Raw genomic sequence first — 26889 nt, forward strand, 5'->3', positions numbered from 1 at the left:
CTTCTTATCGGCATGTGGCGGGGCAGCCCTGTCGCAATGGCCGCACTGTGACCTAGGGTGACGGATGCGACACCTAGCTAGTCCATCTTCGCGCCTCGGCTTGGTTGCGCTGACGTACGCTGTTGGCATGAGCGGCACGAAGAACCCCGTCTACCTGGACGCTGATCTGTTGGCGCGTCTCGAGGGGTTGGCTGACGAGGCCGGGGTCGATCGGGACGCCTACGTCGAGGACGCGTTGCGCCGCTACCTGGCGGGCCGGGATCTGGTTGCGCTGCAGCGCGAGGTTAGCTCCCGAGCCGACCTCGCGTTCGACGATGCGCTCGAGCTGGTCTACGCCGAGCGAGATGCCGCACGAGCCGAGCGCGCATCCGGTGAGGCGGGTTCGCAGCCTCGGTGACGCGCGCGGTCGTCGACGCCAACGTGTTCATCAGCGCGTTAATCTCCCCCGGCGGAATCGCGGCACGGCTCGTGCAGCACACCGCCAACCGTGACTTCGAACTGGTGATGTCGCCCCGGCTGCTCCGGGAACTTGCGACGGTGACGGGACGGTCGAGGTTCCGCCAGTACTTCTCGGTCGAGGAAGCCGAACGGCTGATCACCGACCTATGGGATCTCGCCCTGCGGGTCGACGACGCTGACGACACCCCGACGGTGACGAGGGATCGCGACGACGACTACCTGATCGCACTTGCCCGTACGTCAGCGGCCGACGTGCTGGTCACCGGCGACCGCGACCTCCTGGACCTGCAGCTAGCCGATGTCGAAATGCTCGCTCCCCGCGAGTTCGTCGAACGGCTGGACACGGGTGAGGTCGCGACCGAGGAGTGACCGCCGCCGGGGCTGCTGGACCAAGGCTGTTGGAACGAAGGAGCTGAGCGAGTGGGATCAAGGGCTCGACGGGCGCCGATCTTGGGCCCGAGTGGTGGACGGAGCACGCGGGTGTGGAATGGTCGCACTGGGATCGCTGGTACTGCGTGGCCTGCGTCGAGGAGTTCGCGGGCGACTGGGATGCGCTGGCCGAGCGGCTGGCCGACCGGTCGGGACTGCTGCACTCGGGCCCGGACGCGGAAGCCAACTTCAGCCACCTCGACGACGTCGTGTCGCGGCTCGACGCCGCGGGGCTTGACGCGAGCGAAGTCATGGAGCCTGAGCCGTTCGGACACGAAGGTCCGGTCCCGGGCGCGACGCAACGTCCTCGACCAGGGCTGGGTGGTCGCGACTACACCGAGGCGGTGATCAACACCCCACGCAGGCGGTTGCGCCGTCGGGCCCTGCGGGGCGCCTGGCAGGCGTTCCCCCTCGACCCGGCGGGGCCGTTCGAGCTGCTTGCCGCGGCGTGGGAGGACCGCGATCACGTCTCCGATCAGGCCACACCGTCCGCGGCTAGTGATGCTGGACCAATGCTGAGCTGATGCTGCCGCCTATGCCGCGTGGTACATCTCGTGGGACATCTCGTAACACGCCTATGCTGACGCCGTTTCCACGGCTTGACGCCCGGGCAAGGAGGTTCCGACCGTGGCGAGAAGCCACCGATCGGTCCCGGTCGACACGCAAGCTGCTGGCGCAGCTCGAGGAGCTCGCCAGGCAGCGCGCAGTTCCCGTGACGTTCGCCGAGGAGGTCGACGCCCGGCTACGGCTGCTGATCCAGCACGCCAGCGAGGACCGGGTGCGGCGCTCGGCCACGCCGCCGCCGACCAGCAACGCGCCCAGCAGACCTACCGCCGGCTGCTCGGCGATCAGAGCCGGTGAGCGCTGGCCAGATCTGGCGACGCCCGGATGGGCTCCGGTGGGTCGAGATCTAGGCCCTCCCCGTGGAGGCGTCCGGATGGCGGCTGATGGTTCCACTATCGGGCGCGACGACGCCCCCGACGCACCGCCGCTCGTGGTCACCCTCGACCAGCGCTGGCGTGCTCGCGTGCACCTGCTGACCAGCGCCCCGGGCGACCAGCTCGGCGAGCCGGAGACGCAGCTGCGCTCCGGAGCAGGTCGAGCCGCTGCAGGCGGCCGCCCGCAGCCTGGTCGCAGGGGCGTAGCAGCTCACCTCGGTTACACCTTTTTCAGATATTGACCGGAGGGTGTGTCATGGGGTCCTCGCGTGCGGAGCGCTTCGCGGCTCTCGACGAGCAGCTCGAAACCGCGGTCAAGGCCGCCGGCGGCGACTCCACGCGGGTGATCGTCGGCGACGCCGACCCGGTCGAGCTCCCCGCCGAGTCACTCAAGGCGCTGCACAAGGTCGTCCACGGGTTGGCTTCAGGAACCGATCCGATGCTGACCACCACCGAGGCGGCCGACTTCCTGGGCGTGTCGCGCCCCTATCTCACCAGGCTGCTGAAGGCCGGCAAGCTGCCCTACCGCAAGAAGGGCAACCGCCATCGGGTGCCGGCCTCGGCGGTCCGTGACTTCAAGACCCGTCGTGACCGCCGGCTCGAGCAGCTCACCGCCCTCGCGGAGGTCGAGGAGGGCCTGGGCGTGCGGTGAGCCATCCCGAGGATCTCGTCGCCGTCCTCGATGCCAACGTCCTGTACCCGCAGTGGCTGCGCGACGTGGTGCTCACCCTCGCCGTGATGGGCTACTTCAACCCGATCTGGTCCGACCGGATCCATGGCCAGATGCGGCGCAAAGTCCTGTCCGACCATCCCGACATCGACCCACAGCGGTTCGACGACACAACGATCGCGGCCCTCCGCGCGACCTTCCCCGACGCCTGGGTCGACGTGCCGGATGATCTGGTCGCCGAGATGGACAACGGGCCCGAGGACCGCCACGTGCTCGCCGCCCCGATCGCGGCCGACGCGCACCTGATCGTGACCGCCAACACCAGCGACTTCCGATCGCCCCGCTTCGTCGAAGCCTGTCACGTCACCGTCGAGGACCCAGCGACGTTCCTGACCACGGTCCTCGACGACCACCCGGATCTCATGAGTTCCATGCTCTGGCACCTGGCGACCAGCCGCCGCAACGTCGCCACCATCAACGACGTCCTCGAGCAGTTCGCCTGCAACGAGGCACTCCGACCGTTCGTCGAGCACGCACCCACCACGCTGCTGTAGCGCACCGGCCTCCACGCGACCCGCGTCGCCGATGTCACATCCGACGTGCCTCGGTGAGGACTTCCTGCACGGAGCCAGCATCGGGACACACCAATGCACTGTCGAAGTGAGACGGGCGGCGGGCACCGCCCGTGTTGAGCGTGAAGAAGGTGCTCGCCGGCCGCGGGGCGGTGGACTACTACCTCAACCAGACCCGCCACGGCCTGGGGGACTACTACCTGCCGAACCCGCCCGACGAGCACACAGGCGACAGTCAGCGGCGGGCGCTGTCGGCGCCCGGGTCGTCGTGGTGGGGCGGCGGTGCCGAAGCGCTGGAGCTGTCCGGCGAGGTGGCGCGTCGCGAGTTCGTGCCGCTGTACGCCAAGGGCGTCATGCCAGGCCGGGGCTATATCGGTCGGAAGTTCCGCCTCCCGGAGGAGGCAGCGGCCGCCAAGGCGGAGGCATTGCGACAGGCTGCCGAGATCGAGGATCCGTACGAGCGGTGGATGGCCCGCCATCGGATCCGCCGGCGGGGTGTGCAGGCGTCGGTCGCCGCGTGGGACTGCACGTTCTCGCCCGTCAAGTCCGTGTCGCTGCTGTGGGCGTCCGGCGACCCGGCGATCCAGGAGCAGGTGTGGGCGGCGCATCTTTCGGCGGTGGATGCGGGTCTGCGCTACCTCGAGGAGCACGCGGCCTACGTGCGGGCCGGCGCCGGCGGTGTCCGTGTGCTGGACACCACCGGGTTGGTCGTCGCGCGGATGAACGAGTGGACCTCCCGCGACGGCGACATGCAGATCCACACCCACTGCCTGGTCCTCAACCGCGCCCAGACCGCGACCGACGGGAAGTGGCGGGCGCTGGATGGCCGGACGGTGCTGGCAGCGCGGACCGGTGCCGGCGCGATCTACAACCGCACGCTCGAGGCGGAGCTGACCCGACGGCTCGGGGTGGCGTGGCGGGATCGCCCCGACGGCCTGCGCGAGCTCGAGGGGTGGACGGTGAACTCATCGAGCTGTTCTCGACCCGACGCCGCGCGATCTCGCAACGGCTGGCAGAGATGGCCGACGCCTACCGCGACCGCTACGGCATCGACCCGCCGGCGGCCGTGCTGTCATCTATGGCGCAGCATGCCACGCTGATCACCCGGCCGGCCAAGCGCGACATCGACGCGGCCGCCGCGCTCGACAGCTGGGAGCAGGCCGCCCGCGAACAGGGTCGAGCACTGGCTGACCTGCCACGACGCGTCCTCGGACGCCGACCAGCATCACCGGACACCGGCACCGCACCGGCCGATGACACCTCGGTGGCGGCCGTGCTGGACCGGCTGGCGGCCAGCGGCCGAGCGACGTTCACCCGCCACGACCTGCTGCGCGCGGCACTGGACGTGCTCCCACCCGAGGAAAGGCGACCGGAAGCGTTGCGCGGCGAGGCGGAACGGCTCGCCGAACGGGCCATCGCGTCAACCGAACTGCTCACGGTCACCGCGCCAGACCCGATCGGCGTGCCTGACGCGCTGCGCCGCCGGGATGGCACCAGCGTCTACGAGCAGCCGCAACGCCAGCGCTGGACGTTGCGAACGACTCTGGATCAGGAACGGTGGCTCCTCGACGTCGCGGCCGAGCCGACCCGTCGGAGCGTGCCGGAGCGTGCGCTGGAGGAGGCGATCATGGCGCATGACCTCAGCGACGACCAGGCCGGGGCGGTCCGCGAGCTCCTAGCCGATGATCGCCGGGTCGGGCTGCTGATCGGGCCCGCCGGGGCGGGCAAGACCCGCACCCTGCGAGCCGTCGTCGATGCGTGGGCCCAGACCCACGGTTCCGTGATCGGGCTGACGGTGTCGCAGGCGGCAGCCAACGTCCTCGCGGCGGAAGCCGAGGTCCGGGCGGAGAACACCACGAAGTGGCTCTACGAGATGCGACGCGGCCGCTGGCACCTGCCGTCCGGTGCGCTGGTGCTGATTGATGAGGCCTCGATGGTGGCCACGTCGGACCTCGTCGACCTCGTCGAGCAGGCCCGACGTGCCGGTGGGAAGGTGCTGCTGGTCGGCGATCCGGCACAGCTGGCGGCCATCCACATCGGTGGGGCGTTCGACCTGCTCGCCGAACGGCACGGCGCCACTCGGCTGCGGGAAGTGCGCCGCTTCGCGCAGCCGTGGGAACGCGACGCCAGCCTCCTGCTGCGCCGCCGTGACCCCGCAGCGCTGGCCGAGTACGCGATGCGGGACCGCATCCACGCCGGCACCGACCGCGACATCGAGATGCAACTGTTCGACGCCTGGCGCGCCGACGCGCTGTCCACCGGCACGGACGGTCGGCGTCGCAGCGTGCTGATGATCGTGGCGACCAACGAGCAAGCCGCCGTGGTCTCGGAGCGGGCCCGGCACGCGCTACTCGCCGCCGGCACGGTCAGCGACGGCCCCACAGCGCAGCTGCGCGACAACGCCGCATCCGTCGCCGACCACATCGTCACCCGCCGAAACGACCGCCGGCTGCGCACCTCCAACGGTGGATGGGTCGTCAACGGCGACGTCTGGACCGTCCTGACCGTCCACCCCGATGGTGCCCTCGACGCCCGCCGGCACAGCGACGGCTCGACCATCACCCTGACCGCCGACTACCTCGCCCACCACGCCCACCTGGCCTACGCGACCACCGCGCACCGGGCACAGGGCATGACCGTGGACGTCTGCCACGCCGCGATCACCGCCGACGCCAGCCACGAGCAGCTCTACGTCGCCGCCACCCGCGGCCGCACCGCCAACCACCTGTGGGTTATCACCGACTCCGACCGGGACGTCGTGCGCGACCCTGACGATCTGCCCGCTGCCGAACACGTCCTGGCGCGCGTGCTTGAACGTCGCGACCCCGACCGGCTGTCGACCCACCAGACGATCGCCGACTCGCTGCGGGAGATGGGATCGCTCGCGCGACTCGGCGCCATCTTCGAGGACGCCGCACGCACCGCCACCGACCAGTTGCTCCGCCAGCAGCTGAGCCGCCACGGACTAGCCGACGCTGCTGGGGGCCCGCAGTGGCGCACGCTGGTCGCCCGTGTGCGCCAGGCCGCGCTGGCCGGCTACGACGTTGCGGCACTGGTCGACGAGGCCATCCACCTACGTGCCATGGACGACGCTGACTCCACCGCCGCGGTCATCCACTGGCGGATCGGCGTGCTGACCGACAACACCACTCCCCTCAGGCACCGGGGACCACTCGCGTCGCTGCCGCCCACGGAGGGACCGGCCATCGAGGTCGCCCGACAGACCGGTGAGCTGATACGCCGGCGCTGGCGTGACCTGCGGACTGCGCTCGCCGTAACCACTCAGGCGCTCCCGTGGGCCGAGGCGCTCGGCCCACGCCCAATCGAACCTGACGAGGCTTCCGCTTGGCTCACCGCAGCCACGGCCATTACCGCTTACCGGGAACGCTACGAGCTGCCCGAGCACACCGACATGCTTGAGGAGCGGCCTCCCGCGAGCCGAGCTGATGCCCGCGCCGCCTGGGATCACGCGCGCCTACAAGCCGACCGCTACCTCTCGCGACGGCTCCGCGACCTCGACGACGACCAGCTCACAAAGCTCGATGCGCGGATGGCGGCCGCCATCGAAGCACGGCCGGTGTTCGACCCGTCGGAGCTTGAGGCGGCCCGAAGAGACCTGAGCGCCATCGAACGACTTTCCGCCATGCCAGCAGGGACGGCCATCTCCGACCAGCGACGGCGCCTTCGTCGCCGGGTCGAAACGCTCGAACATGCACGCCTCTCACATGCCGACTGGCGGCGACGGGCACATGAGGCGGCCGCCACCCGGCGCCGCGTCGAACTAGAACGGCGGCAACGTTCGACCAGCCGCCGGCCTCTCCATCGGACCGCCTGACTCGCCTCCTATTCGGACGCGAGCACTCCCGACGGCACGAACGGCCCTCTCCGAGGTGATGGGGCGCTCGATGCCGCCCGGGTGTTCCTTGACAAGAGTGACCGCACCCATTCGAACGCGGACCCTCGCTGAAGAGGTGACGAGACGACGGAAGCCGCTGGCCGCCGGCTTCCTTCCTCGTATCGACCCGGACCGATACCAACTATCCCGAGTACCGCGCGCACATCGCAGCGGTTTCGACCGCCAGCTCGTCGACGGCCAGACGTACATAACAGTCAAGCCCCGGTGCGGTCCGAGAAGGTCAACGCCGGGGTGAGGTCATGTCGCGACCGCAGTCCTTGGCCAGGGACGCATGGTCGAGACAGCGATTGGTAGATGCCGGTGAGCAAGCATTCTGGGGCAGCGGGCCATCGAACGGCATCTGCTCGTAGCAGTGGGATCCCCCAGCCAGCGAGCGAAGAGAATGCTCTAGGCGCCTAGCTCATCCAAGGCGCGAATGATCGCGTCAGGCAAGTCCCGGAACGGCATGCGGTACCGAGGGTTTCTTAGCTTTCGAGGTGTTGCACGAAGGCGCGGATCTCAGCGTTGCAGCGCTGAGCTGCCTGCATGTCCACCATGTGGCCGACCCCGGGGATGACCACGAGCCTGGAGTGCCCGATTCCGCCGTGTATGGGCTCCCACACCTGCCGGGGAGACCGCACGTCTAGCTCGCCGTACAGAAGCAGGGTCGGGACGTCGACCTCGGCGAGCGTGTCGCTCAGGTCGGCCTCGGCAAAGGCATGAAGCGCGGTCCTCGTCGCAGCCGGATGAAAGTCGGCAAGCATCGTCGCGAGCTCGTCGGCCAGCTCTGCACTCGATCCCTCGGGAAGTAGCGTGTCGATCAAGGCGGGGACCCACTGCGCCGGCGGCAACTCGGTGTTGCGCCGCGTCAGCTCGAGCCGGTTCTGGACCTCCTCGGCGGGAAGGGAGCCGCCCCAGCCCGCGTATGCCGACATGAGAATGAGAGAGCGGACGACCTCGGGATGCTGGCGGAACAACTCGAGCGCGAGACCACCGCCAAACGAGAGCCCAGCCACGTGTGCAGGGGCAAGATCAAGGACCTCGATGAACTCGGCAAGCCAGTCGGCCCAGTCCGGCAGCCGGGCGGTCTCGGGTGGATCGGATGATCGGCCTGCTCCCGGCGCATCCCACGCCACAACCCTGAACTCGTCCGACAGCCCAGCGAGCTGCCGCCACCACTCTCGGCTGTCAAGCGGCCAGCCGTGCAGAAGAACAAGCGGCCACCCCGAGCCCTTCTCCTGGTACGCGATCCGGTGACCACCAACGTCCACCTGATCCATGGCAGACCACCTCAACGTACCGTCGGAGTCACGCGACGCTCCCGACGAGTCCCGCACCATAGAGAACATCACAAGCGGCGTACAGAATCACTGCAGGCCGGCCACCAGACGCGACAGCGCCGACGCGACCGGAACGAGTACGAACAGCCATTTCGCGTCCGGGTTGCTGATCACCCAGCCTTGAATCACGGTTAGCGCATGCGGCTGACTTGAGCACTTGCTCCGAGGCTCTCCATCAGATCCGTTGCACCCCGATGCTCTTGGCTCCGGACCTCGAACGTCGTACCCGCGGCCGAAGACGCCCGTGGGTAGCGTCTTGTGGCGCGCCATGTGGCACCCCGAGGGCACCCCTGTGGAAACGGGCACATCCAGGGCGACGAGGTCTTGCTACGGTGAATCCGTGGCTGACCTGCGGTTTTGTGGCGGAGGGAGAGGGATTCGAACCCTCGAGACCCTCACGGGCCTACCCGCTTTCGAGGGAAGAACCTGGGGTGCCGCCCGATGTCGAAACCGGCTCTGAAGGGCCCCTAGGGGCGCGATTCCGCACCCTTCCGTGCCGCGTCGGGACCGTCTTAGATACGTCATGCCGTGTCGCTGGTGATCAGACGGTGATCAGAGACGGGACCACTCTCGCCGCCCGTCTCGCCCGCCGCAGACACCGACGACGACCCGGAGGAGGTGGTGGCCACCGCGCCCTGGGGGCGCGCTGATGGCGCCGCAGCCGGCCAGCAGGGAGTCGTCCGAGAGCATCCAGGCGCGGGACGTCGTCGCCTTCGGTCAGGAGATTGGCCGCGTCCTGTCCGACGGCCGGATCGTCGGTCGCGCCGAGCCGTTCGCGAAGGTGTTCGCGTCGAGCCGCGCGGTCAAGCGCGCCGTCGGTGTCACGGCCTGGGCGATCCTCGAGGACATCGCACTCGACGCGTCGCTCGACGCCGAGGGGCGCCTGGTCGCCGAGACCAACGTCCGCCGCATCGCGGACAACCTCGGGCTGTCCAAGAACACCGTCACCAAGCACCTCGGGAAGCTCCGCGAGCACGGCTTTGTGCTCCACGAGGAGCAGCGCGACGACGGCTCGGGGCGCTATGAGACGTCCCGGTACGTCCTGGATCCCTCCGCCTGTCTGGAGCGGTTCACCCACGCGCCGAAAGGCGGCGAGGAGGGCTCCGCCGAGCCGCGTCCCAAGAACTGGGACACGGGCCCCGATCGTGAGCCGCGTCCCAAGAAGTGGGACACGGTCGCCGTGTCCCAAGGCACGGGACACCGCGATCTGGGACAGAAGAACAAGAAGGTTGTTGTTCGGGAAGATCAACAACCACAGCCGGCGGCCGACTCGCCGCTGGTCGACCGGCTGATCTCGGTCGGCGTCGCCGCCGACCGCGCCCAGTCGCTTGTCGCCGAGCATCCCGAGCAGCAGGTCGCCGACGCGCTTGACGCGGTCGAGGTCTGCGATGTCCGCAGCCGCGCCGGCTGGGTGGTGACCGCGATCCGCCACGGATGGGATGTCTCCGAGGCCGCCGACAAGCGGCGCAAGCAGCGGGCCGTCCGGCGCCTCCGGGCTCAGGAGGGGGCCCTCCGGCGCCTGGCCCAGGAGCGCGAGGACGAACGGCGGCGACGGGCCGCGGCCTGGGAGGCGGCCGTCTCGGCCGCCCTCGACGACGCGGAACTGACGGGCGCGCTGTGCGACGTCACGACGCCTGTGGGCGCGCTCGGCCGCCGGTCGGCCCCGATGGCGGTGAGCCAGCTCGTCGCGTGGGCGGTGGCCTGCCACGTCGCGGATCCGGCCGCACCGCTGGCCCACCTGCTCCCAGAGGCCCTCGCGGCGTCGGTGGAGGACACCGGACGTCCTGCCGTCTCCGGCGCGTCCCGGGACGTCCCACAACGTCCCAACGACCGCGACCTCCCCGACCCGCCAACTCCCGCACGGCACGCCGCGCCGCTGCACGAGCGAGTCGCCCGACTGCTGCCGGCGATCGACCACGACCTCCCCATCCCGACCACCAAGGAGGAGCACCCATGAACACCGAGCACGAACGCACCCTTGCCGCGATCGAGCAGCGGGCCCTGGCCGAGGGCGTCCCCCCCTCCGACACCGACGCGTACATCGCCGACGAGCTGCGCGTCCCCTACGACCACTACGTCGCGTACCTGCTGGTGTGGGGTGCGATCGAGGCCTACAGCCTCGCCTACCCCGAGCGCAGCGGACGTCTGCGCGTCGTTGACCTCGACGCGGATAGTCCGCAGGCGCAGCTGCCGCCGAGTCTCCGCAGGCTCTTCGAGCTCGCCGGGACGATCCACGAGGCAGCCGTCAACGGCGGCGAGATCCGTGTCGTGGTCCGCGAGCAGGCCCGCGACCTGATCGGCGAGCTGCTCAGGCTCGCCGAGACGGTCCTGCAGCTGTCCGACCTGCAACACGCGCCGGGCGACGAGCGCACCGGGGGTGCGGCATGACCGCGCCCCACGAGACCGACCGGTTCCGAAACGCCGCCACCTACACCGTCGCCGTCACGTTCACCGTGGCGGGCGGCGCCCGGCCACGCACGGCTCACCGCCGCGCCGAGAAGGCCGCTGAGCGGATCACAGCCGCGGCCGCCCGGCTGGCCGATGTCGTCGACGTCCACGCGGCTGTCGGCCTGACCGGCAGCGACGGGGAGCTGCTCGCTCTGAAAGTCGTGCGGTTCACCGGCGCGAACACCGGCCACGGCTCCTACGGCGAGCCCGACAAGCTCTCCCGCTACCTCGACCCCGAGCACGAGCGCGCGCTCGCGTCGCTCGAGGAGGCCAACGCTCGCCACCGCCGACACCGGCAGGCCGACCGTGACCGCCGCCTCGCCGTCGGCTGCCGCAACGCCTGGCGGCAGCCGTGGGATCCCGGACTCTTTTGCGAGTGCGTGTACTGCGAGCCGGACCGGCACCTGGACACGCTGACCGCCCTCGCGTCGGGTCTGCAGTTCCGGAGCCCGCGATGCGTCTGCGGACAGGTCGTTCCCGCGCCCGGAGCCCGTTGCTCAAGACACCGGACCGTCGAGATCGTCGTCCTCGAGGACGACGCTGAGGCGCTTCCACGCATCAGCGATCAACTCCGCGAAGCACAGCCGTGACCTCGCAGACCCGCAACCCCAGCTGCAACACCACGGCCTGTCCGACCGTGCCGCTGCAAGAGGAACACAGACTGGCACCGGGGGATGCGGCCTCCCGCCGGACGTCGCGCCGGCAGCGCTCCTGGGCCGGTGACGGCCGATGCTGAACATCGGCCGGATGGCTCCCGGAGGCGAGGACTACTACCTCGCCACGGTCGCCGACGGCGTCGAGGAGTACTACCTCGGCCGGGGCGAACTCCCCGGCCGATGGCTCGGCGCCGGCGCAAGCGCGCTCGGCCTGGCCGGCGAGGTCGCAGCCGAACAGCTCCACGCGGTCCTCGGCGGCCGCGACCCGGACGGCGACGAACCAGTCCTCGCACAGCGCCAGCGCAAGGTGCCGGGGTTCGACCTGACCTTCCGCGCACCCAAGTCCGTCTCGCTCCTCTACGGCCTCGGAGAGCACGACGTCTCCGAGGAGGTCCGCCGCGCCCACGACGCCGCGGTCGAAGCGGCGCTGGGCTACCTCGAACGCGAGGCGATCTGGACCCGGCGGGGGCGCGGCGGTGCCGTGCGGGTGCCGACGACCGGAGCGGTCGCGGCGGCCTTCATGCACCGCACCTCGAGAGCCGGGGACCCCCTGCTCCACACCCACGTCCTGGTCGCCAACCTCGGCCAGACCGCAGACGACGGCGTGTGGCGGACGCTCGACTCACGGCGCCTGTACGCCCACGCCAAGACGGCCGGCTTCCTCTACCAGGCTCACCTCCGCGACGAGCTGACCCGTCGGCTCGGCGTCGCCTGGGAGCCAGTCACCAACGGAACGGCCGACATCCGCGGTGTCCGGCGCGACGTCATCGAGGCCTTCTCGCAACGGCGCGCCGAGATCCTCGCGCATATGCAGCAGCGGGGCGAGAGCTCCGCCCGTGCGGCGCAGGTGGCGACGCTCGAGACCCGCCCAACGAAGCCGGAGTTCGACGACCCGGTGACGCTGCGGGAGCGCTGGCGGCGACGAGCCATCGACCTCGGCTTCGACCCGCATCGCCTGGCCGACGTGCTGCACCGGCCCGACCTCCGCCCCGTCGGCGACGACCTGCTCGCGGCGGCCGCGGAGGAACTGCTCGGCCCCGACGGGCTCACCGAACGTGCCTCGACGTTCAGCCGGCGCGACGCCGTGCAGGCCTGGTGCGAACGGCTCACCGCCGGCATGCCCGCGGCCCAGGTCGAGCGCCTCGCCGATGCCCTGCTCGACGAAGACGCGGGCGGCGTGGTCGCCCTCGACCGAGCCGGCGGCCGCGTGCAGACGCTCTCCTCGCGAGACGTCATCCGCCGTCCCGACGGCACCGTCGTGGCGGCCGTCCCCGACGACAGGCGCTACTCGACACCCGAGTTGCTCGCTCTCGAAGCGCGCACCGTGCGAGCGGCCATCGAGCGCGCGGACGCGGCCGCCGCGACGGTCGGCCACGACATCGTCGACCGGATGCTCACCGACCGCCCGTCGATCAGCGACGAACAGGCCGAGATGGTCCGTCGGCTGACCGGCTCGGGCGCCGGCGTCGAGGTCGTCGTCGGCAAGGCGGGCGCCGGCAAGACCTACGCGCTGGACGCCGCCCGCGCCGCCTGGCAGGCCGCTGGCTACCGCGTCACCGGCACCGCGCTCGCCGCCCGCGCGGCGCTGGAGCTCGAAGCCGGCGCCGGGATCGACAGCTACACGATCGACCGGCTCCTGGCCGACGTCGCGCACCCGGAGTACGGCGGCCTGGCTCCCGAGTCGGTCGTCGTGGTGGACGAGGCGGGGATGGTCGGCACCCGCAAGCTGGCCCGCCTTCTCGACGCCGCGGCAGCCGCGGAAGCGAAGGTCGTGCTGGTCGGCGACCCACACCAGCTGCCGGAGATCGACGCCGGCGGTCTGCTCCGTGGCCTGGCGAACCGCCTGCCGGTCATCGAGCTGACCGAGAACCGCCGCCAGGTCGAGCCGTGGGAGCGCGACGCCCTCGACGAGCTGCGCCACGGCGACCCCGCCGTCGGGTTCGGGGCGTACCTCGACCGAGGACGGGTCCACGTCGGCGAGACCGCCGACGACGTCCGCGAGCAGCTCGTCGGCGACTGGTGGCATGCCCGGACCGAGGCCGGCATCGACGGCGTGATGGTCGCTGCCCGCCGGAGCGACGTCGACGACCTCAACGCCCGGGCCCGCGAGCGGATGGCCGCTGCCGGCGAGCTGACCCGTCCCGAGCTGGTCGCGGGTGACCGCAGCTTCCAGGGGGGAGACCGCGTCGTCTGCCTTCGCAACGACCGCCGCCTCGGCGTCGTCAACGGCACCCGCGGCGACGTCGTCGCTGTCGACCCGGAGTCGCGGTCGCTGACCATGCGCCGCGACGACACGAGCGGTCTTGTGCGGCTGCCGGCCGACTACCTCGACGCCTGCCACGTCGACCACGCATATGCCATCACCGGTCACAAGGCGCAGGGCCTGACGAGCGAGGCGACGTGGGTCCTCGGCTCCGAGGCGATGTACCGCGAGTGGGGTTACGTGGCCCTGTCCCGCGGCAAGCAGTCGAACCGTCTGTACGTCGTCGCGGGCGACGAGCTCCATGCATCCGCCCATGAGGCCACACTCGACAAGTCCAGGGATCCGGTCCGGCAGCTCGTCGCTGACCTGCGCCGGTCGCGCGCCCAGCACCTCGCCATCGATCAGACATCGGATGATCTCGCCGAACTGAGCGACGAGCAGCTCCGCGTCGATTGCCAGCGACTGCGGACCAGTGTCCTCGAAGCCGTCCGCTACCGCACTGACAAAGAGCGCGCACGGCTCGAGACCCGACGCGGCCAGCTCGAGCGGCAGACGCGAGCGCTCACCGAGCAGCTCCAGACGCTGATCCCCAAGCGACCCCGGTCAGGTCGAAGCCGAGCCGCGCACGACCAGGAGGTCGAGCGGACCCAGGCGGCTCTCGACCTGGCTCAGCGTCAGATGGATGACGTCACGAGCCAACTGGACGGGCTGCCAGAGCAGACGGCCTCGGCCCTTCACGACGTTGCAGGTGCGTTCGACCGCGTCGACCGCGAGTTGGACCGGCGTGTCGGCGAGCGCGTCCAAGCGGTCGCGTTCGACCCACCGACCCACGTCCTCGCGGCGGTCGGACCACGTCCGGGCTCGCCACGCGAGCGGTACCGCTGGACCGAGGCCGTCTCCGCCATCGAGAGCTACCGCGCGACGTGGGGCGTCGACGACGACCGCACCGCCCTCGGCGAGCGCCCTCGCGACCTCTCCCGGCGCCGTGAGCACGACGCCGTCGCGGCCCTCCTCACCGAGACGCGCCAAGAGCCGCTGCGCGACCTCGACGACCCCGCATCCGTCCGTGACCTGCCCGCGATCGAGCGGGCCTGACCGTGGAGGAACCCGTGGCCCAGCAGCCGACCGATGAGCAGGTGGCGACGATCGTTCGACACCTCGCGCGGAAGCAGCTCGAGATCGAGCGCGGCCTCCGTCCGCCGGAGCACCTTGCTCCGCACCTCACACCTGCCGCTTACCGTCACATGCGCCGCCGCCCATGCGAGCGCTTCCCCCGTGGAGGTCCCGTCCTGCCCAAGGATCTTGGCAGCGTCCGACTCACTCGGTATTCCGATGGCCACGTCTACGCCTCGCTCAGTACACGGCAGCAGGACGACCGCTGGGGCGCGCTCACCATGCAGCTGAAGCCGGGACCGGACGGCCGGTTCGTCGTCTCCGAGTTGGAGCGTGTCCGTCCACGTCCGCTGCAGCGCGAGACAGCACCTGAGCATCAACAGGACATCGAGGAGCAGATCCGCCGAGCCGATGATGAGCGCCGTCTGACGGAGGCCGCGTTGCGCGCCGAGGAGAAGCGGCTCTCGTCCATCAACAACGGCGAGGCCAGGACTGAGGTGAAAGACCTCGTGTCCGCCTACCGATCACGTCTGTCCGACCTCGACGCTGAGCTGCAGGACTTGGGAGGGAGGCAACAAGCACGAAAGGCCGTCAGTGAGCACGAGGCCCGCGACAGTGCAGCCAAGCCGGCCGCCTACATCACCAAGCTCCTCGGCGAACAGCCGACCGACGAAGGCCGCCTCGGGCTCTGGCGAGCAGCCCGCGACGCCATAGAGGAGTACCGCGCCCACTGGAGGGTCGATGGTGAAGCCGCCCTCGGTCAACCACCCCAGGACGAGAACCAGAGCCGCCAACGCGAGGAGGTCGTCCAGTTCGTGCGGACGATCACCCCGCAGCTTCGCCGCGGGACGGATCGTGTCGTGGGGCACGACCGCTGGATGGAGCGCGCAGACGGACTTGGTCGTTGACTGGCTACCCCCTGGCCCCTAGATGTGATCGAGTGAGCAGAGACCGTCTGAGCGTTGGCCACAGTGAGGGCATCGATGTCCGACTGGATCTGGGAAGAGCGCGTTGTCGACGCGATCGACGAACGGTTGGAGGCGCTCTCGGACGGATCGGAGGTTGACGCTCTTACCGCCGACTTGCTCACGGACACTCGAGAGGTCGCAATTGCGCACTGGGGTCCTCAGGGGGCCGCCGATGCGTCGACACCGGCGAGATGCAAGTGCGGTCAACCGCGTCCCTGCGGCACCACGAAAAGCCTCCACCAGGTCTATGTCGAAGGGAAGATCCCGGCGCATCAGTATCGACCTCTGCCGTGCCCGGCGCCCGGCTGTCCCGGCAGGTGAACTTCGCATGTCGGGACGGCAGGTTGGGGCGACACCCATCTGCGTGTCTCTCGTGGTGGGTTCGACCACGACGAGGTATGCACTCACGCGCTGTGGCTGATGGACCCTGCCACACACATGCTCGGCTTCGACGATGTTTCGTCCGACACGTCGCGCCTTCGAGCCCAGATGTGTGCGGCCCTTGGCGCCGGGCGTGGACGGCGGCCAAGACGGAAGTCGCGAAACCATTCCGAAGTTGAGCGTCAGCTCAGTTCAACCACAGGCCGCCACATCGAGACCAAACGCAGGGACCAGAGCCTTCCAAAGCTCCTCCACGAACTGGTCCCACTCGGTCGCGGGATCGTGCTCCGCCCGCGTTAGCTCGACCGCATGCAGGTACTCCTCGCGATAGATCTCGGGAAGATCCTCGACGCCAACGCCTTGTGCTGACAAGGTGCACTCCTTCACCGCCACCAGTCTCTCGGCTACTCGCCGGGCGGAGCCAGTTCACCATCTGGAGAGCTGTGGACAACTCGATCAGGCACGTCGTGCGGAGGCCACTCACCATCATCGGAGAGAGGTAAGCGGCTGAGTTCAGATCGGCGTCGTCGCCAGTCAGGCATGGCTTCGCTCAAGAGCCGTTCGAAGCGATCGGTGTGACCTGGCTCCACCAAGTGCAGCATCTCGTGAAGGATCACGTACTCGAGGCACGGACGGGGCTTCTGCGCAAGCTGCAGGTTTAGCCAGATTCTCCTGGCCTCCGGGTTGCAGGTCCCCCACCTCGTCCGCATGCGACGGACGCGCCATTCGACCCGCGCAACGTCCAGCTGCTCTTCCCACTTGGTGACCAGAGCTGGCAGAGCGTCCTTCAACTCTCGACGCCGCCACTCGTCCAGAATGTTGGCGCGCTCGTCGCGGTCTGCTCCATCCGGGACCGTCAAGACCAAGGTCCCCCGATCGGCGATCTCGACCCCCGACGCCTTCCCATCGGTGACAACCCGCAGCCGGTATCGCCTCCCCCATACATAGTGACTCTCGCCTGTTACCATCTCTCGAACGGATTGGCGGGGCTGGGCGAGTAGCTCGTCGCGCTGCTCTCGGATCCACGTCAACCGATCCACGACTGCCAGCCGCACCGCGTCGTCGTCCATGTGCTCGGGTGCAGAAACGCGAATTAGACCGTCCGGTGGGTAGACGGCGACGTGCAGGTTCTTGATCGGCTTGTGGATCACGTGCACGGTGAGGTCGCTCACCGTGATGGTCGACAGCTCAGTACTCATCCTGCGCCTTGATGATCTCGAACAGCTCTTCAGTGTTGTACTCGGCGTGCTCTTCGCGGCCCATGATGTCGGCGATGGCGCGGTGGACTTCCCGTTCCTTGATGCGGTGTCCGCGCCAGCCGTGATGCTTGGTGGTGCGGACGGCGTCGTCGATGGCGACGGCAAGCTGCTCGTTGCTGTCGAGGTTGTCGTAGAGGGCGCGTCGGGCAGGGCTGTCGATCGATGCCGGGTAGGACTCGCCGCCGGGCCGGACGACCTGGCCGGCGATCGTCTCCAGCTCCTTGAGGAACTCCCGGTAGCTCAGCGCACGGCGTCGGCGCTGATCGATGACGTTGTCGAGCAAGACCGACATCCGATCGTAGTACTTGGGGTTGACGGGCCGCTCATCGATGATTACCCGTCGGACGTTGTTGACGATCGTCTCCGCAGACAGGTCATCGTCGTGGCGGATGCCCTGCGGCAGGGAAGCGATCGCGCCGGCTGTGCCTCGTTCGACGATCAGCTGCACGAGGCCCTGCTCGTCGAAGTCGGAGAGGACTTCTGAGTCTTCGGCTTCGATGTAGCTGTCGAGCAGGTGCCGCATGTCCGGCTCGTAGACCTTCAGGTCTACGTAGTCGCCGCTGGCGAGCTTGACCTCACGGCGCACGTTCTCATAGTGCTTGACCTCCTCGGCGATCTCAGCCGTTTCTTGCTGGCTGTAGCCGGCCTCGTCCATCTCGTTGGCGAGATCGGCGTAGGCGCGGATGAACGAGCCGACGTGCTTGTAGAGCTTGAGACGCTTGGGCTCGTTGTCCTTCAGCTGCTGCTGGTCGCCGCTGTCGGTCGCACAGAAGTAGTGCAGGTAGTCGCTAGTGGACGGCCGCTGGCCGACGGGCTCGCACAGTGCCTTCACAGTTTCGCGCGTATCGTTCAGCCTTTCGCGAGCCTGGTCGAGCCGGTTCTTGACCAAGCCGGCGACGTCTTCGCGGTCGTAGTCCTCGAAGGCCGCCGAGGTGTAGTCGTGGACGGCTGACTCGAGTGACTTGAACAGGTCCTGGTAGTCGATGATGCAGCCATACTCCTTGTCCTCGCCGTCGAGGCGGTTGACGCGGCAGATGGCCTGGAACAGCCCGTGGTCAGCCATGGGCTTGTCGATGTAGAGGTAGGTGGCGGGCGGTGCGTCGAAGCCGGTGAGCAACTTGTCGACGACGATCAGCAGTTTCATCTGGCCGGGCTGTTCGATGAACTTCTGCTTGACGTCGTCCTCGAAGTCCTCGACGCGGCCGGCGGCTTCCTCCTCGCTAATGTCGAAATAGTCGGCGACCATCTTGCGGTAGGTCGCGTACTTCTCCAGCGCTTCGGTCTCGCCTTCGCCAGTCTCTTCGCCCTTGATCGTGTCGGCGGTCGGCCGGTAGCTGGTCACAATCGCGCACTTCTTCTTCAGCGATGTGCGGCTGAACGCCTCGTAGAACTTGCAGGCCTCGTAGATGGATGAGCAGACGAGCAGGGCGTTGCCGCGATCGTTCATCAGCCGGTCGCGGGTAGCCATGTCGAACATGATGTCGGCCACGATCTTGTCGAGACGCGACTGGGCGGTCAGCACCTTCTGCAGCGTTCCCCACCGCCGCTTCAAATCGGCTTTGGCGAGGTCGGACAGGCCATTGGTCTTCGCGTCGAACCACTTGTCGATCTTGCCGGGTGAGGTTATGCGCTGATCGATGTCGCGTGCTTCGTAGCGGAGGTCGAGGATGACGCCGTCCTCGACTGCTTCGTCGAACTTATAGGTGTGGATGTAGGAGCCGAACACCTCGATGCTGCGGGCCTTGTCGTCCTTCAGTAGTGGGGTGCCCGTGAAGCCTATGAACGTCGCGTCGGGCAGCAGTTGGCGCATGGCGGCGTGCAGCTTGCCGGACTGGGTGCGATGGCACTCGTCGACGAACACGAACAGGTTGCCGTGGGCCTTGAACCCAGAGGCGACTGCACGTTCGACGGCCTTGGCGTAGTCGTCCTCGTCGCCGGTGCCGGCACCGAACTTATGCACGAGGGTGCACAGAAGCCAGTCGGCGCCTTCGCGCAGCTGTTCGATCAGGTCGGCGCCGCTGCTGGTGCGGTAGATCTGTTCGTCGACGCCGTAGAACACCTTCTCGATCTGCTCGTCGAGCTCTTCGCGGTCGGTGACGATCAGCACGCGGGCGTCTTCGATGTTCTCCCGGATCCACTTGGCGAGCCACACCATGCTCAGGCTCTTCCCGGAGCCCTGGGTGTGCCACAAGATCCCGCCTTCGCGGTCCTTGACGCGCTGCTGGCCGGCCTTGACGCCGAAGTACTGGTTGTGCCGTGCGATCTTCTTGGTGCCGGCGTCGAACACGATGAAGTCGTGGATCAACTCAAGCAGCCTCTGCTTGCTGCACAGCTGGCACAGGGCGGCGTCCAGTGGGCTAGCGAGTTCGGACGGCTCCTTCCACTCGAGCCAGTACTTCTGCGGTGTCTGGATTACCGAGTAGCGCAGACCTTCGGTGTCGTTGCCGGCCATGACAAGCTGCACGGTGGAGAAGAACGGCTGGATGAACTCGGGCTTTTGGTTGTCGAGCATCTGCCGGATGCCCTCGGTGACCGAGACCGTCGAACGCTTCAGCTCGAGGACGGCGACGGCGATGCCGTTGATAGAGAGGACGATGTCGGGGCGCTTGTCGTGCTTGCCAGCGACGGTGACCTCTTCGGCGATGGCGAAGTCGTTGTTCTCGGGGTTGTGCCAGTCGACGTAGTTGATGTGCTGTGACTGCTGGCCGGCTTCGAGCTGGACGTCGTGCCCGTAGCGCAGCAGGAAGTAGACCTTGCGGTTGGCGTCATACAGGCGGCCGCCGCCGACGGCCGTGGCGCGACGGAGCTCGTGGAGAGCGCGGTTGATCAGTCCGTCTTCGTAGCCCTGCCGGCGGAGCCAGTCGGTGAGCCGCGGTTCGATGATGTTGCTGTTGTCGGCGGCGTCCTTGAGGTTGCCGCGGTACGTGTAGTCGAGGTCGTCGCCGAACAGTTCGACGACTCGCTTCTGTACGCGGCGTTCGAATTGGCCGACGTCGCTCATGCCGCTGCCTCCTCGGCCGGTAGGCGAGTGCGGCCGGTGAGGAGCTCCTGCATCATCCCGCGCTTGACGTCACGCGTCTTGGCGAGTCGTCGCTCTAGGGCGTTGATCTCGCTATCCATGTCGGTGAGGACCTCGGCAACTGAGTCCTGTTCTTCTCGTGTGGGGAGGTTGACTTCCAGGCTGCCTAGAGCACGTGCGTTGATGTGGACGACAGCATCGCCTTGACCGAGCCGTGCCTTCTCAGCGGCAACAGCGGGAGTGTTCAGTAGATGGCTGAGGAACACCGGGTTGTGGTCGCCGCTGGAGGGGCGTAGTACCACCAGGTCCCCGCCAGCGACTGCAGGACCTGAGCCGACATAGGCGAGGCAGGTGCCGATCTCGTCTGCAGTTTCGCCGGAGGACGTGAAGAGCAGGTCGCCACGCTGGATCGGTAGCGCGGTGTCCGCAACGTCTTGCGGCACGTAGTTGTTCAGTGAAGCGGTGTAGCTCCTGTACTTGGTGTAGAGCTCGCCGTAGCGTACGCACGGAACTCCTGCGGATGCCACGTCGTCCTTGCGGATGCCACGTCCCTTCATCCACTGACCAAGCTGATCAAGCCGATATCTGGTCCACTCCGAACGAGGCCGGGTGAGGTTAGACTGTCCAGCGAACAGTCGGCGTAACGCAGCCGCCTTCACCATCAGATGCTTGTCGATGAGCCGTTCGAGGGATTCGTTCAGTTCGTCGACATCCCGTAGCGCCCCTGCGATTCGCCGCTGCTCGGAAAGCTGCGGCAGCGGGACTGGAAGCGACGCGTACTCGCGGCTGTTGATGCCCGGCTGTCCGCTTCTCAGTGACATCCCTTCTACCCAGTCCCAGTAGGGCTTCGACCTCAAGTACTGGGACAAGAACTCGGGGTCGAGTTTGCGGTCGTCCACCCGCACCTGGATGAGGAAGCCGGCGTACACCAGACGCCCGTCCTGGGGACGATGCAGGTATGACTTGCCGACGCTGGCACCCGTTCGCGCCAGCAGAATGTCCCCGTACTCCAGGTAGTAGTCGGAAGCCGAAGGATCGCTAACCGAAACCTTCGGGGCGGGAACGAACCTGCCTGCGTCATCGATGTCAGTGATTCGGATGTAGGTGGGAAGGTCATGCCGGTAGGGCACCGCGGGTGCGTTGATGCCATAGGAGGGTGTCGATACGAGACACTCACCTAGCTCGACGATCGGCCAAGGGCAGCGCTCCAACGTGCTCGAGACTGCGGCGCCGGTCATGACGGTGTCTCCACATCCAGCATAGCCAAATGCTTGCTCACACGGGCGGAGATCGACTCCGTCTCGTCGACAAGACTTGGGAGTGTTTCGCTGTAGCGGTCGACCAGCTGTGCGATACGTCGGCTGATCCGTGAGGCCACAAACCCGATCTCGTCACCGATGGTGGAGCGGAGTGTTCCTATCCACTTGCTCTCTACCATCATCGCGCGGATTTCTTCGTCGCTCACGTCGTCGTAGGTAGAGGCGACCTCGTTGAGCAGCATTGCTTCGGCTTCGCGGAGGGTGGCCTTCTCAGACGTCAGTGCGTCGTTCAGAGCGAGCCACCGGTGGAGGACGTCCAGTTCGGCGAAGTAGCCCTCCCCGTCGTGTACTCCGACGTCCCACGGGCGCGTACCGAACTTGCTCTTCGCGATGCCCTTCGCCTGCTGGTACTCCGAGCTGTCCTCTGGGAACGCCTCGAGGATCAGGTCCTTGAGTTCGGCGACTCGGTCCTGCGCGTTGCCCTTCGTCACGCCGCTCGAACCCTCAAGGCCGTCGAGAGCCTCCCCTTCGACGGCGTGTTCCTCTTCGAACGCCGCGAGCTCCGCCTCGCTCGCCGCTACCGCTGCTGCCAGCTCATCGAGGCGCTCTTGGCGGTCGGGGAAGTAGCGACGGATGAGCAGATCAGGCGGCAGGAGGTCAGCCACGTACTTGATCTTCTTCCGGCCCTGCTTGAGGGAGAAGTCCTCGGTCTCGTTGTCGCGCGCCTCCCTAAGCACCCCGCCCACCTGCCAGCCCTCGGCAGCGATGAGGTAGACGTCGTCCTGCATCTCGGTGTCCCAGAAGTCCATGAACCGCTGGTAGATGTCGTAGCGACTGATCAGCGGGACGTCGGCGAAGCGGTCGAGTAGGTCATCGGCCAGTTGAATCCGCAGTTCCTTCGGCGACGTCTCCTCATCGATGGACATCAGCATCTGTCGGTGCGCTTCGTCCCACTCTTCGAACGTCTGATGGACGTTCGTGGCGAACGCCTGGAACTGAGCGTGCGACTCAACCGTCTGGCGAACCTTGTCGGCATCTACGGCCGGCTGCAGATAGCCGTCGCGACCAGCGGGCTCGAACAGCACGGAACGCAGGTCAGGCATGACCTGCCAGTATCGGTCGAGGTCGTCGACGTCCCGCCGGGGGATGCCGCCTTGCAGGTGGGCGGTGAGGTCTTGGATGTCCTCGGGTTCGCTGGAGTCGATGTAGCGGGAGATGTTCAGGTTGTAGTCGTTCACCTCGCTGGCGATCTCCTCCAACGGGACCAGCCGCGAGTAGCCGTCGATCTCTCGCTGAGTACGGAAGACGTCGACGATCTTATGGATGTCCTGTTCACGGAGCCGGTTCTTGTTGCCGTCCTTGATGTAGCCGCGGCTGGCGTCGATGAGGAAGACGCCTTCGCGCGTGCCCGCCTCCTTCTTGTCGACGACAAGGATGCAGGCGGGGATGCCGGTGCCGTAGAAGAGGTTGGCCGGCAGACCGATAACGCCCTTTATCAGGCCGCGCTGAAGCAGGTTGCGGCGGATGACCGCCTCGGCGTTCCCACGGAACAGGACGCCATGCGGGAGGACGACCGCGCCGGTGCCTGTGCTCTTCAACGACTTGACGATGTGCAGCAGGAAGGCGTAGTCGCCGTTACGGGTGGGAGGGACGCCGTACTCGAACCGGTCGTAGTCGTCGTTCTTGGGGTCGATGCCGTTCGACCAGGACTTTGTTGAGAACGGAGGATTCGCGACGACGAAGCTGAAGGTCTTCAGTCGGCCGTTCTCGGTGAACTCCGGGGAGGCGATGGTGTTGCCGTGGCCGATCTCGGCGGTGGGCTGGCCGTGGAGGATCATGTTCATGCGTGCCAGCGCCCAGGTGGCGTGGTCCATCTCCTGGCCGTAGATAGTGATGCTGCCGCCGGCTTCGTCCCCGGCCTTCACCAGCAGAGAGCCGGACCCGGCTGTGGGGTCGTACACGGTGTCGTCCCGGGTGGTGTGCGGTCCGATGCCGATGACCTGGGCGATGATCCGGGAGACCTCGGCGGGGGTGTAGAACTGTCCTTTGCTCTTGCCGGCCTCGGTGGCGAAGTGCCGCATGAGGTACTCGTAGGCGTCGCCGAGGAGGTCGTCGCCGGCAGCGAGGTTGTCGCTGAAGTCGAGCCGTCGGTGGAAGATGTTGACCAGCGCAGACAGTCGGTCGACCTTGTCCTTGCCGCTGCCGAGCTTGGCGGAGTCGTTGAAGTCGGCTAGGTCGATGACGCCTTGCAGGTCGTTGGCTTCGGCGAGACAACCGATCGCCTTGTTGATCCTGTCGCCGATCTCCTTGTCGCCGACCAGACTGTGGATGTAGTCGAAGGAGCCCTTCTCCGGGACGACGATGAGGCTGTGGGGGTCGGCGGCGTGCTTGTCGGAGACGTACTTCACGAACAGCAGCGTCAGGACGTAGTCCTTGTACTGGGAGGCGTCCATGCCGCCGCGGAGCTCGTCGCAGCTGTCCCAGATCGACCGGTACAGCTCGGACTTCTTGATCGCCATCTATCAAACCCCCGATACGTCAACTGAGGGATCGCGCTCCGACTGGTCCGAGCTACGCGATGCAGCCCTCACACCCGATCCGGCGTACGGTCTCGAGTGCGTTCGCCGCTCGGACGAGAACCAGACGCCAGGGCTGGTCTCAACCGTAGGCGGTAGCTCCAGGACACGGCTCTGAGAGCCAGGCGTGCCTGCAGGTGGGCCGCGCAGCGACGTGAAGATCATCACCGGGCCTGCCTCCGTCCAGCTGCCGTCGTCCGTGTCGGCAGACGCCTCGGCTCGGAGCGCAAGCCGGGAACGTCGATCACGGCGAGGTCGATCTCGAGCTTTCGCAGTTCGCTGACCGCATCCGCGAGCCGCTCCAGGTCGAGGTGGATGCGGTCAAGCTCCGAGACGGCGTCATGCGCCCGATCCTGGTGGCTCAGGGCCGGCACCGGAACCTGCAGCTGTGCGAGATCCCGCGAGGCGATGCGCCGTATCCCCGAACCGCTGGCTCGCACCTCGACCTGATCCCGGAAGTACGACGAGCGAACCCAGAGTCCAAGCCAGTCGGATGTGACTGGACCTCCGGCTAGCGCACGCAGGACCACGCAGTCGCTACCGACTATCGCGCCACGAAGTTCCTCATCGACCACCCGTGCAGCTGCAGGCCTGAAAGAGACCGCGACAACGATGTCCCCCGGCTTGAGGTCGTACGCCCACCGCGCCTCGGACTCGGGCAGGTACTCGGCCGGCGCATCGTCGTCCGCCAGGGCCTTGGCGTTCAGGAACCTCGTCCCGGTATCCCCCAGATGGTCGTAGTTGATCCGAACGCCGCGTGTGATCTCCGCAACGGACTGGAGGGGGAGGCGTCTCATGTTGAACCTCCCACAACCTCCTGGAGCATGTCGAGCGCGCGACGAACCTTCGGCAAGTCCTCATCGATGCCGGCCCTCAGTTCGGCGGCACGAGCCCGAAGGTCATCAACGTCGAAGCTCTGGATCGGGTCTCTACACCGGCTCGGGGTGATGACCGAGTCCTCCAGATCTACTCGCGACAACCGGAAGGCTCGACCCGAGTGCTCCTTGGGGATCGGGTCCCCGGATCGAGCGAGGTGCACCAAGTCAACGATCATGTCGATCTCACGCTCCCCAAGCTCCGTTTCGTGGCGCCCGGCCGTGCCCAGGTCCGACGCATCAACGAGAAGGATCTCCTCTTGGCTCGCTTGTCTCCGTTCGGGAGAACGCAGAAGCCAGATGGTCAACGGGATCGACGTGTTCCGTCGTAGGCGCTCCGGAAGTTGGATGACACCTTCGATGCAACCATCGTCGAACATCCCGGCCCGGATCTCGCCTTCGCGGCCTCCTGACCAGGTCGACCGCGGCGGCTGGAGAACGACCGCTCGGCCTCCAGGGCGGAGCGCATGCAGCGCAGTCTGCAGCCACGCGAAGTCCGCAGAGCTCGGAGGGGGCGCGCCATATGTCCAACGGTCGTCAAGATAGAGCTCGGCGTCACCCCACTTCCCCACTCCGTATGGCGGATCGAGGAGGACCGTGTCGGCGGACGGCAGGTCTTCGAGCGGTATCCTTAGACTGTTGTCCACGCGTAGATCCCCATCGACGTCGTAGATGAAAAACCAGGCTCGAGCGTGCCGGATGACGTCCTGGTTGATGTCCACTCCGACAAGAGTCGTCGGCGGCTCACCCCTCTCCGCGGCGACCGCCGCCATGAGAAGCAACCCGCCGTTGCCTGCGGCAAGGTCCGCGACGGTCTCGCCCAGCGGCTCGGCCAGCCGGACCATCAGAAGGGCGAGGTCGTCAGGTGTCGAGTAATCCTGCGCGAAGCGATCTGCACGGTTCATGCGGTCGGTGAACTCATGGAAGAGCTCAACGTCAGCGGCCTCCTCAGACAACGCTGCGCGCAGCGCGACCAAGAGCTGTCGGACGGCGTGCCCTGGTGCCTCCGTGACCGAGAACCCGTCCACAAGGAGGCCCTGGAGTGGCGGGTTGCTCTCCTCCAATCGACGTCCGATGGCAACGAGTCGATTCAGCAGCTGCTCGTCGGCAACATCTTGAACTGACTCCCATCGGTCCTCGTCGGCGATGTTGAGTCGACCCTTCGCCGCGCGCTCACACGCTACGAGGTACACGAGCGCTGACAGCATGAAGTGCCGGAGTTCCTCAGGCGTCCAGCTCCTGCGGACCACGTCGGCGATCCGCCACAGCACGGCACTCGGTGGGACAGGGCCACTGATCTTGCCGTTCTCGACGAGCCACCGCTCGACCTCGGCGAGTGAGAAGAGTGCGCCTCCCGCGCTCTGAAGTCTCGGGGGCGGGAAGTCTTCGTGGCGCTTCCGCCAGTTCGACACGGCGGAAGAGCCGACACCAGCAATCTCCGCGACGTCACTCAGGCTGACGTAGACAGCATCTACGGCATCGCGCGCCATCAGGCCACCCTCCCTTCCGCTGCGGGGGCACCCGGGTCGCCATCCAGATGGAACGGCACGACGCGGTGCGCCGCCATCCTCAACCTCCGCAAGAGACTCTCGGGGGGAGCCCCAACCGCGATCGTCACACAGCGACGCTGGAGGGAGTCAACGACGTCGACGAGCAAGCCGTCCCCGGAGGCAACCACAACCTGATCGAAGCGGGACTCCACGCGTTCGCGAAGTGCCACATCGACGAGGGGCAGGTCCGCACCGGAACTCCCACGCCGGACTATGAGCCGTGCAGACCGCCAGCTCAGGCCCACCGACACACCGATCGCGGGGTTGCACGCGACCACG

Annotated in this window: 19 protein-coding genes; 11 read left to right on the forward strand and 8 right to left on the reverse strand. The window is 67.5% G+C overall.

Features of this window, described 5'->3' with window-relative positions; all coding sequences use genetic code 11:
• Window positions 1–127: 127 nt before the first annotated feature.
• The 6 genes from KY462_14190 (at window position 128) to KY462_14215 (ending at window position 6903) form a co-directional block, all read left to right on the forward strand.
• Window positions 128–397 carry a ribbon-helix-helix domain-containing protein gene (locus KY462_14190; GenBank protein ID MBW3578859.1) on the forward strand — a complete coding sequence of 90 codons (270 nt, stop codon included), beginning with the start codon at window positions 128–130 and terminating at the stop codon, window positions 395–397.
• Window positions 394–828, forward strand: coding sequence for a putative toxin-antitoxin system toxin component, PIN family (locus tag KY462_14195; GenBank protein ID MBW3578860.1), 435 nt, complete (start codon window positions 394–396; stop codon window positions 826–828). Before KY462_14190 ends, KY462_14195 begins: the two co-directional genes overlap by 4 nt.
• 113 nt (window positions 829–941) lie before the next feature.
• Window positions 942–1412 carry a hypothetical protein gene (locus tag KY462_14200; protein ID MBW3578861.1) on the forward strand — a complete coding sequence of 157 codons (471 nt, stop codon included), beginning with the start codon at window positions 942–944 and terminating at the stop codon, window positions 1410–1412.
• 670 nt (window positions 1413–2082) lie between these two features.
• Complete coding sequence (locus KY462_14205; protein MBW3578862.1) at window positions 2083–2478, forward strand: helix-turn-helix domain-containing protein; 396 nt, start codon at window positions 2083–2085, stop codon at window positions 2476–2478.
• Window positions 2475–3050 (forward strand): PIN domain-containing protein, encoded by a 576-nt coding sequence (locus KY462_14210; GenBank protein MBW3578863.1) that lies wholly within the window; start codon window positions 2475–2477, stop codon window positions 3048–3050. Before KY462_14205 ends, KY462_14210 begins: the two co-directional genes overlap by 4 nt.
• 970 nt (window positions 3051–4020) lie before the next feature.
• Entirely contained in the window at window positions 4021–6903 is a 2883-nt protein-coding gene (locus tag KY462_14215; protein MBW3578864.1) for an AAA family ATPase, read from the forward strand.
• Between the two features lie 545 nt (window positions 6904–7448).
• Here the strand turns inward: KY462_14215 and KY462_14220 are convergent.
• Window positions 7449–8243, reverse strand: a complete 795-nt coding sequence (locus KY462_14220) for an alpha/beta hydrolase (GenBank protein MBW3578865.1) — start codon at window positions 8241–8243, stop codon at window positions 7449–7451.
• A 709-nt stretch (window positions 8244–8952) separates the two neighbouring features.
• Here KY462_14220 and KY462_14225 point away from each other — a divergent pair.
• The 5 genes from KY462_14225 (at window position 8953) to KY462_14245 (ending at window position 15631) form a co-directional block, all read left to right on the forward strand.
• Complete coding sequence (locus KY462_14225) at window positions 8953–10260, forward strand: helix-turn-helix domain-containing protein (GenBank protein MBW3578866.1); 1308 nt, start codon at window positions 8953–8955, stop codon at window positions 10258–10260.
• A complete protein-coding gene (locus KY462_14230) occupies window positions 10257–10691 on the forward strand; it encodes a hypothetical protein (protein ID MBW3578867.1) in 435 nt (144 codons plus the stop codon). The genes KY462_14225 and KY462_14230 overlap by 4 nt, the downstream gene beginning before the upstream one ends.
• Window positions 10688–11341, forward strand: coding sequence for a hypothetical protein (locus KY462_14235; GenBank protein ID MBW3578868.1), 654 nt, complete (start codon window positions 10688–10690; stop codon window positions 11339–11341). The genes KY462_14230 and KY462_14235 overlap by 4 nt, the downstream gene beginning before the upstream one ends.
• A gap of 139 nt (window positions 11342–11480) precedes the next feature.
• Entirely contained in the window at window positions 11481–14705 is a 3225-nt protein-coding gene (locus KY462_14240; protein ID MBW3578869.1) for a relaxase domain-containing protein, read from the forward strand.
• 14 nt (window positions 14706–14719) lie between these two features.
• The gene (locus KY462_14245; GenBank protein ID MBW3578870.1) at window positions 14720–15631 is read left to right on the forward strand and encodes a hypothetical protein; all 912 of its coding nucleotides are present in this window, start codon (window positions 14720–14722) and stop codon (window positions 15629–15631) included.
• Window positions 15632–16264: 633 nt separating this feature from the next.
• Here KY462_14245 and KY462_14250 read toward each other — a convergent pair.
• From KY462_14250 to KY462_14280, 7 genes are all read right to left on the reverse strand, one after another.
• Window positions 16265–16465: a hypothetical protein gene (locus KY462_14250; GenBank protein ID MBW3578871.1), complete on the reverse strand. Its 201-nt coding sequence runs from the start codon at window positions 16463–16465 to the stop codon at window positions 16265–16267.
• A gap of 11 nt (window positions 16466–16476) precedes the next feature.
• Window positions 16477–17271, reverse strand: a complete 795-nt coding sequence (locus KY462_14255; GenBank protein ID MBW3578872.1) for a M48 family metallopeptidase — start codon at window positions 17269–17271, stop codon at window positions 16477–16479.
• On the reverse strand, window positions 17261–20332 hold the full coding sequence (locus tag KY462_14260; GenBank protein MBW3578873.1) for a type I restriction endonuclease subunit R: 3072 nt from the start codon (window positions 20330–20332) through the stop codon (window positions 17261–17263). The genes KY462_14255 and KY462_14260 overlap by 11 nt, the downstream gene beginning before the upstream one ends.
• Window positions 20329–21588 (reverse strand): restriction endonuclease subunit S, encoded by a 1260-nt coding sequence (locus KY462_14265; GenBank protein MBW3578874.1) that lies wholly within the window; start codon window positions 21586–21588, stop codon window positions 20329–20331. The genes KY462_14260 and KY462_14265 overlap by 4 nt, the downstream gene beginning before the upstream one ends.
• Entirely contained in the window at window positions 21585–24128 is a 2544-nt protein-coding gene (locus KY462_14270) for a type I restriction-modification system subunit M (protein MBW3578875.1), read from the reverse strand. The genes KY462_14265 and KY462_14270 overlap by 4 nt, the downstream gene beginning before the upstream one ends.
• Before the next feature lie 221 nt (window positions 24129–24349).
• Complete coding sequence (locus tag KY462_14275) at window positions 24350–24982, reverse strand: hypothetical protein (GenBank protein ID MBW3578876.1); 633 nt, start codon at window positions 24980–24982, stop codon at window positions 24350–24352.
• Window positions 24979–26550 (reverse strand): SAM-dependent methyltransferase, encoded by a 1572-nt coding sequence (locus tag KY462_14280; GenBank protein MBW3578877.1) that lies wholly within the window; start codon window positions 26548–26550, stop codon window positions 24979–24981. Before KY462_14280 ends, KY462_14275 begins: the two co-directional genes overlap by 4 nt.
• Between the last annotated feature and the right edge of the window lie 339 nt (window positions 26551–26889).

Source organism: Actinomycetota bacterium (assembly GCA_019347675.1).
Taxonomy (GTDB): domain Bacteria; phylum Actinomycetota; class Nitriliruptoria; order Nitriliruptorales; family JAHWKO01; genus JAHWKW01.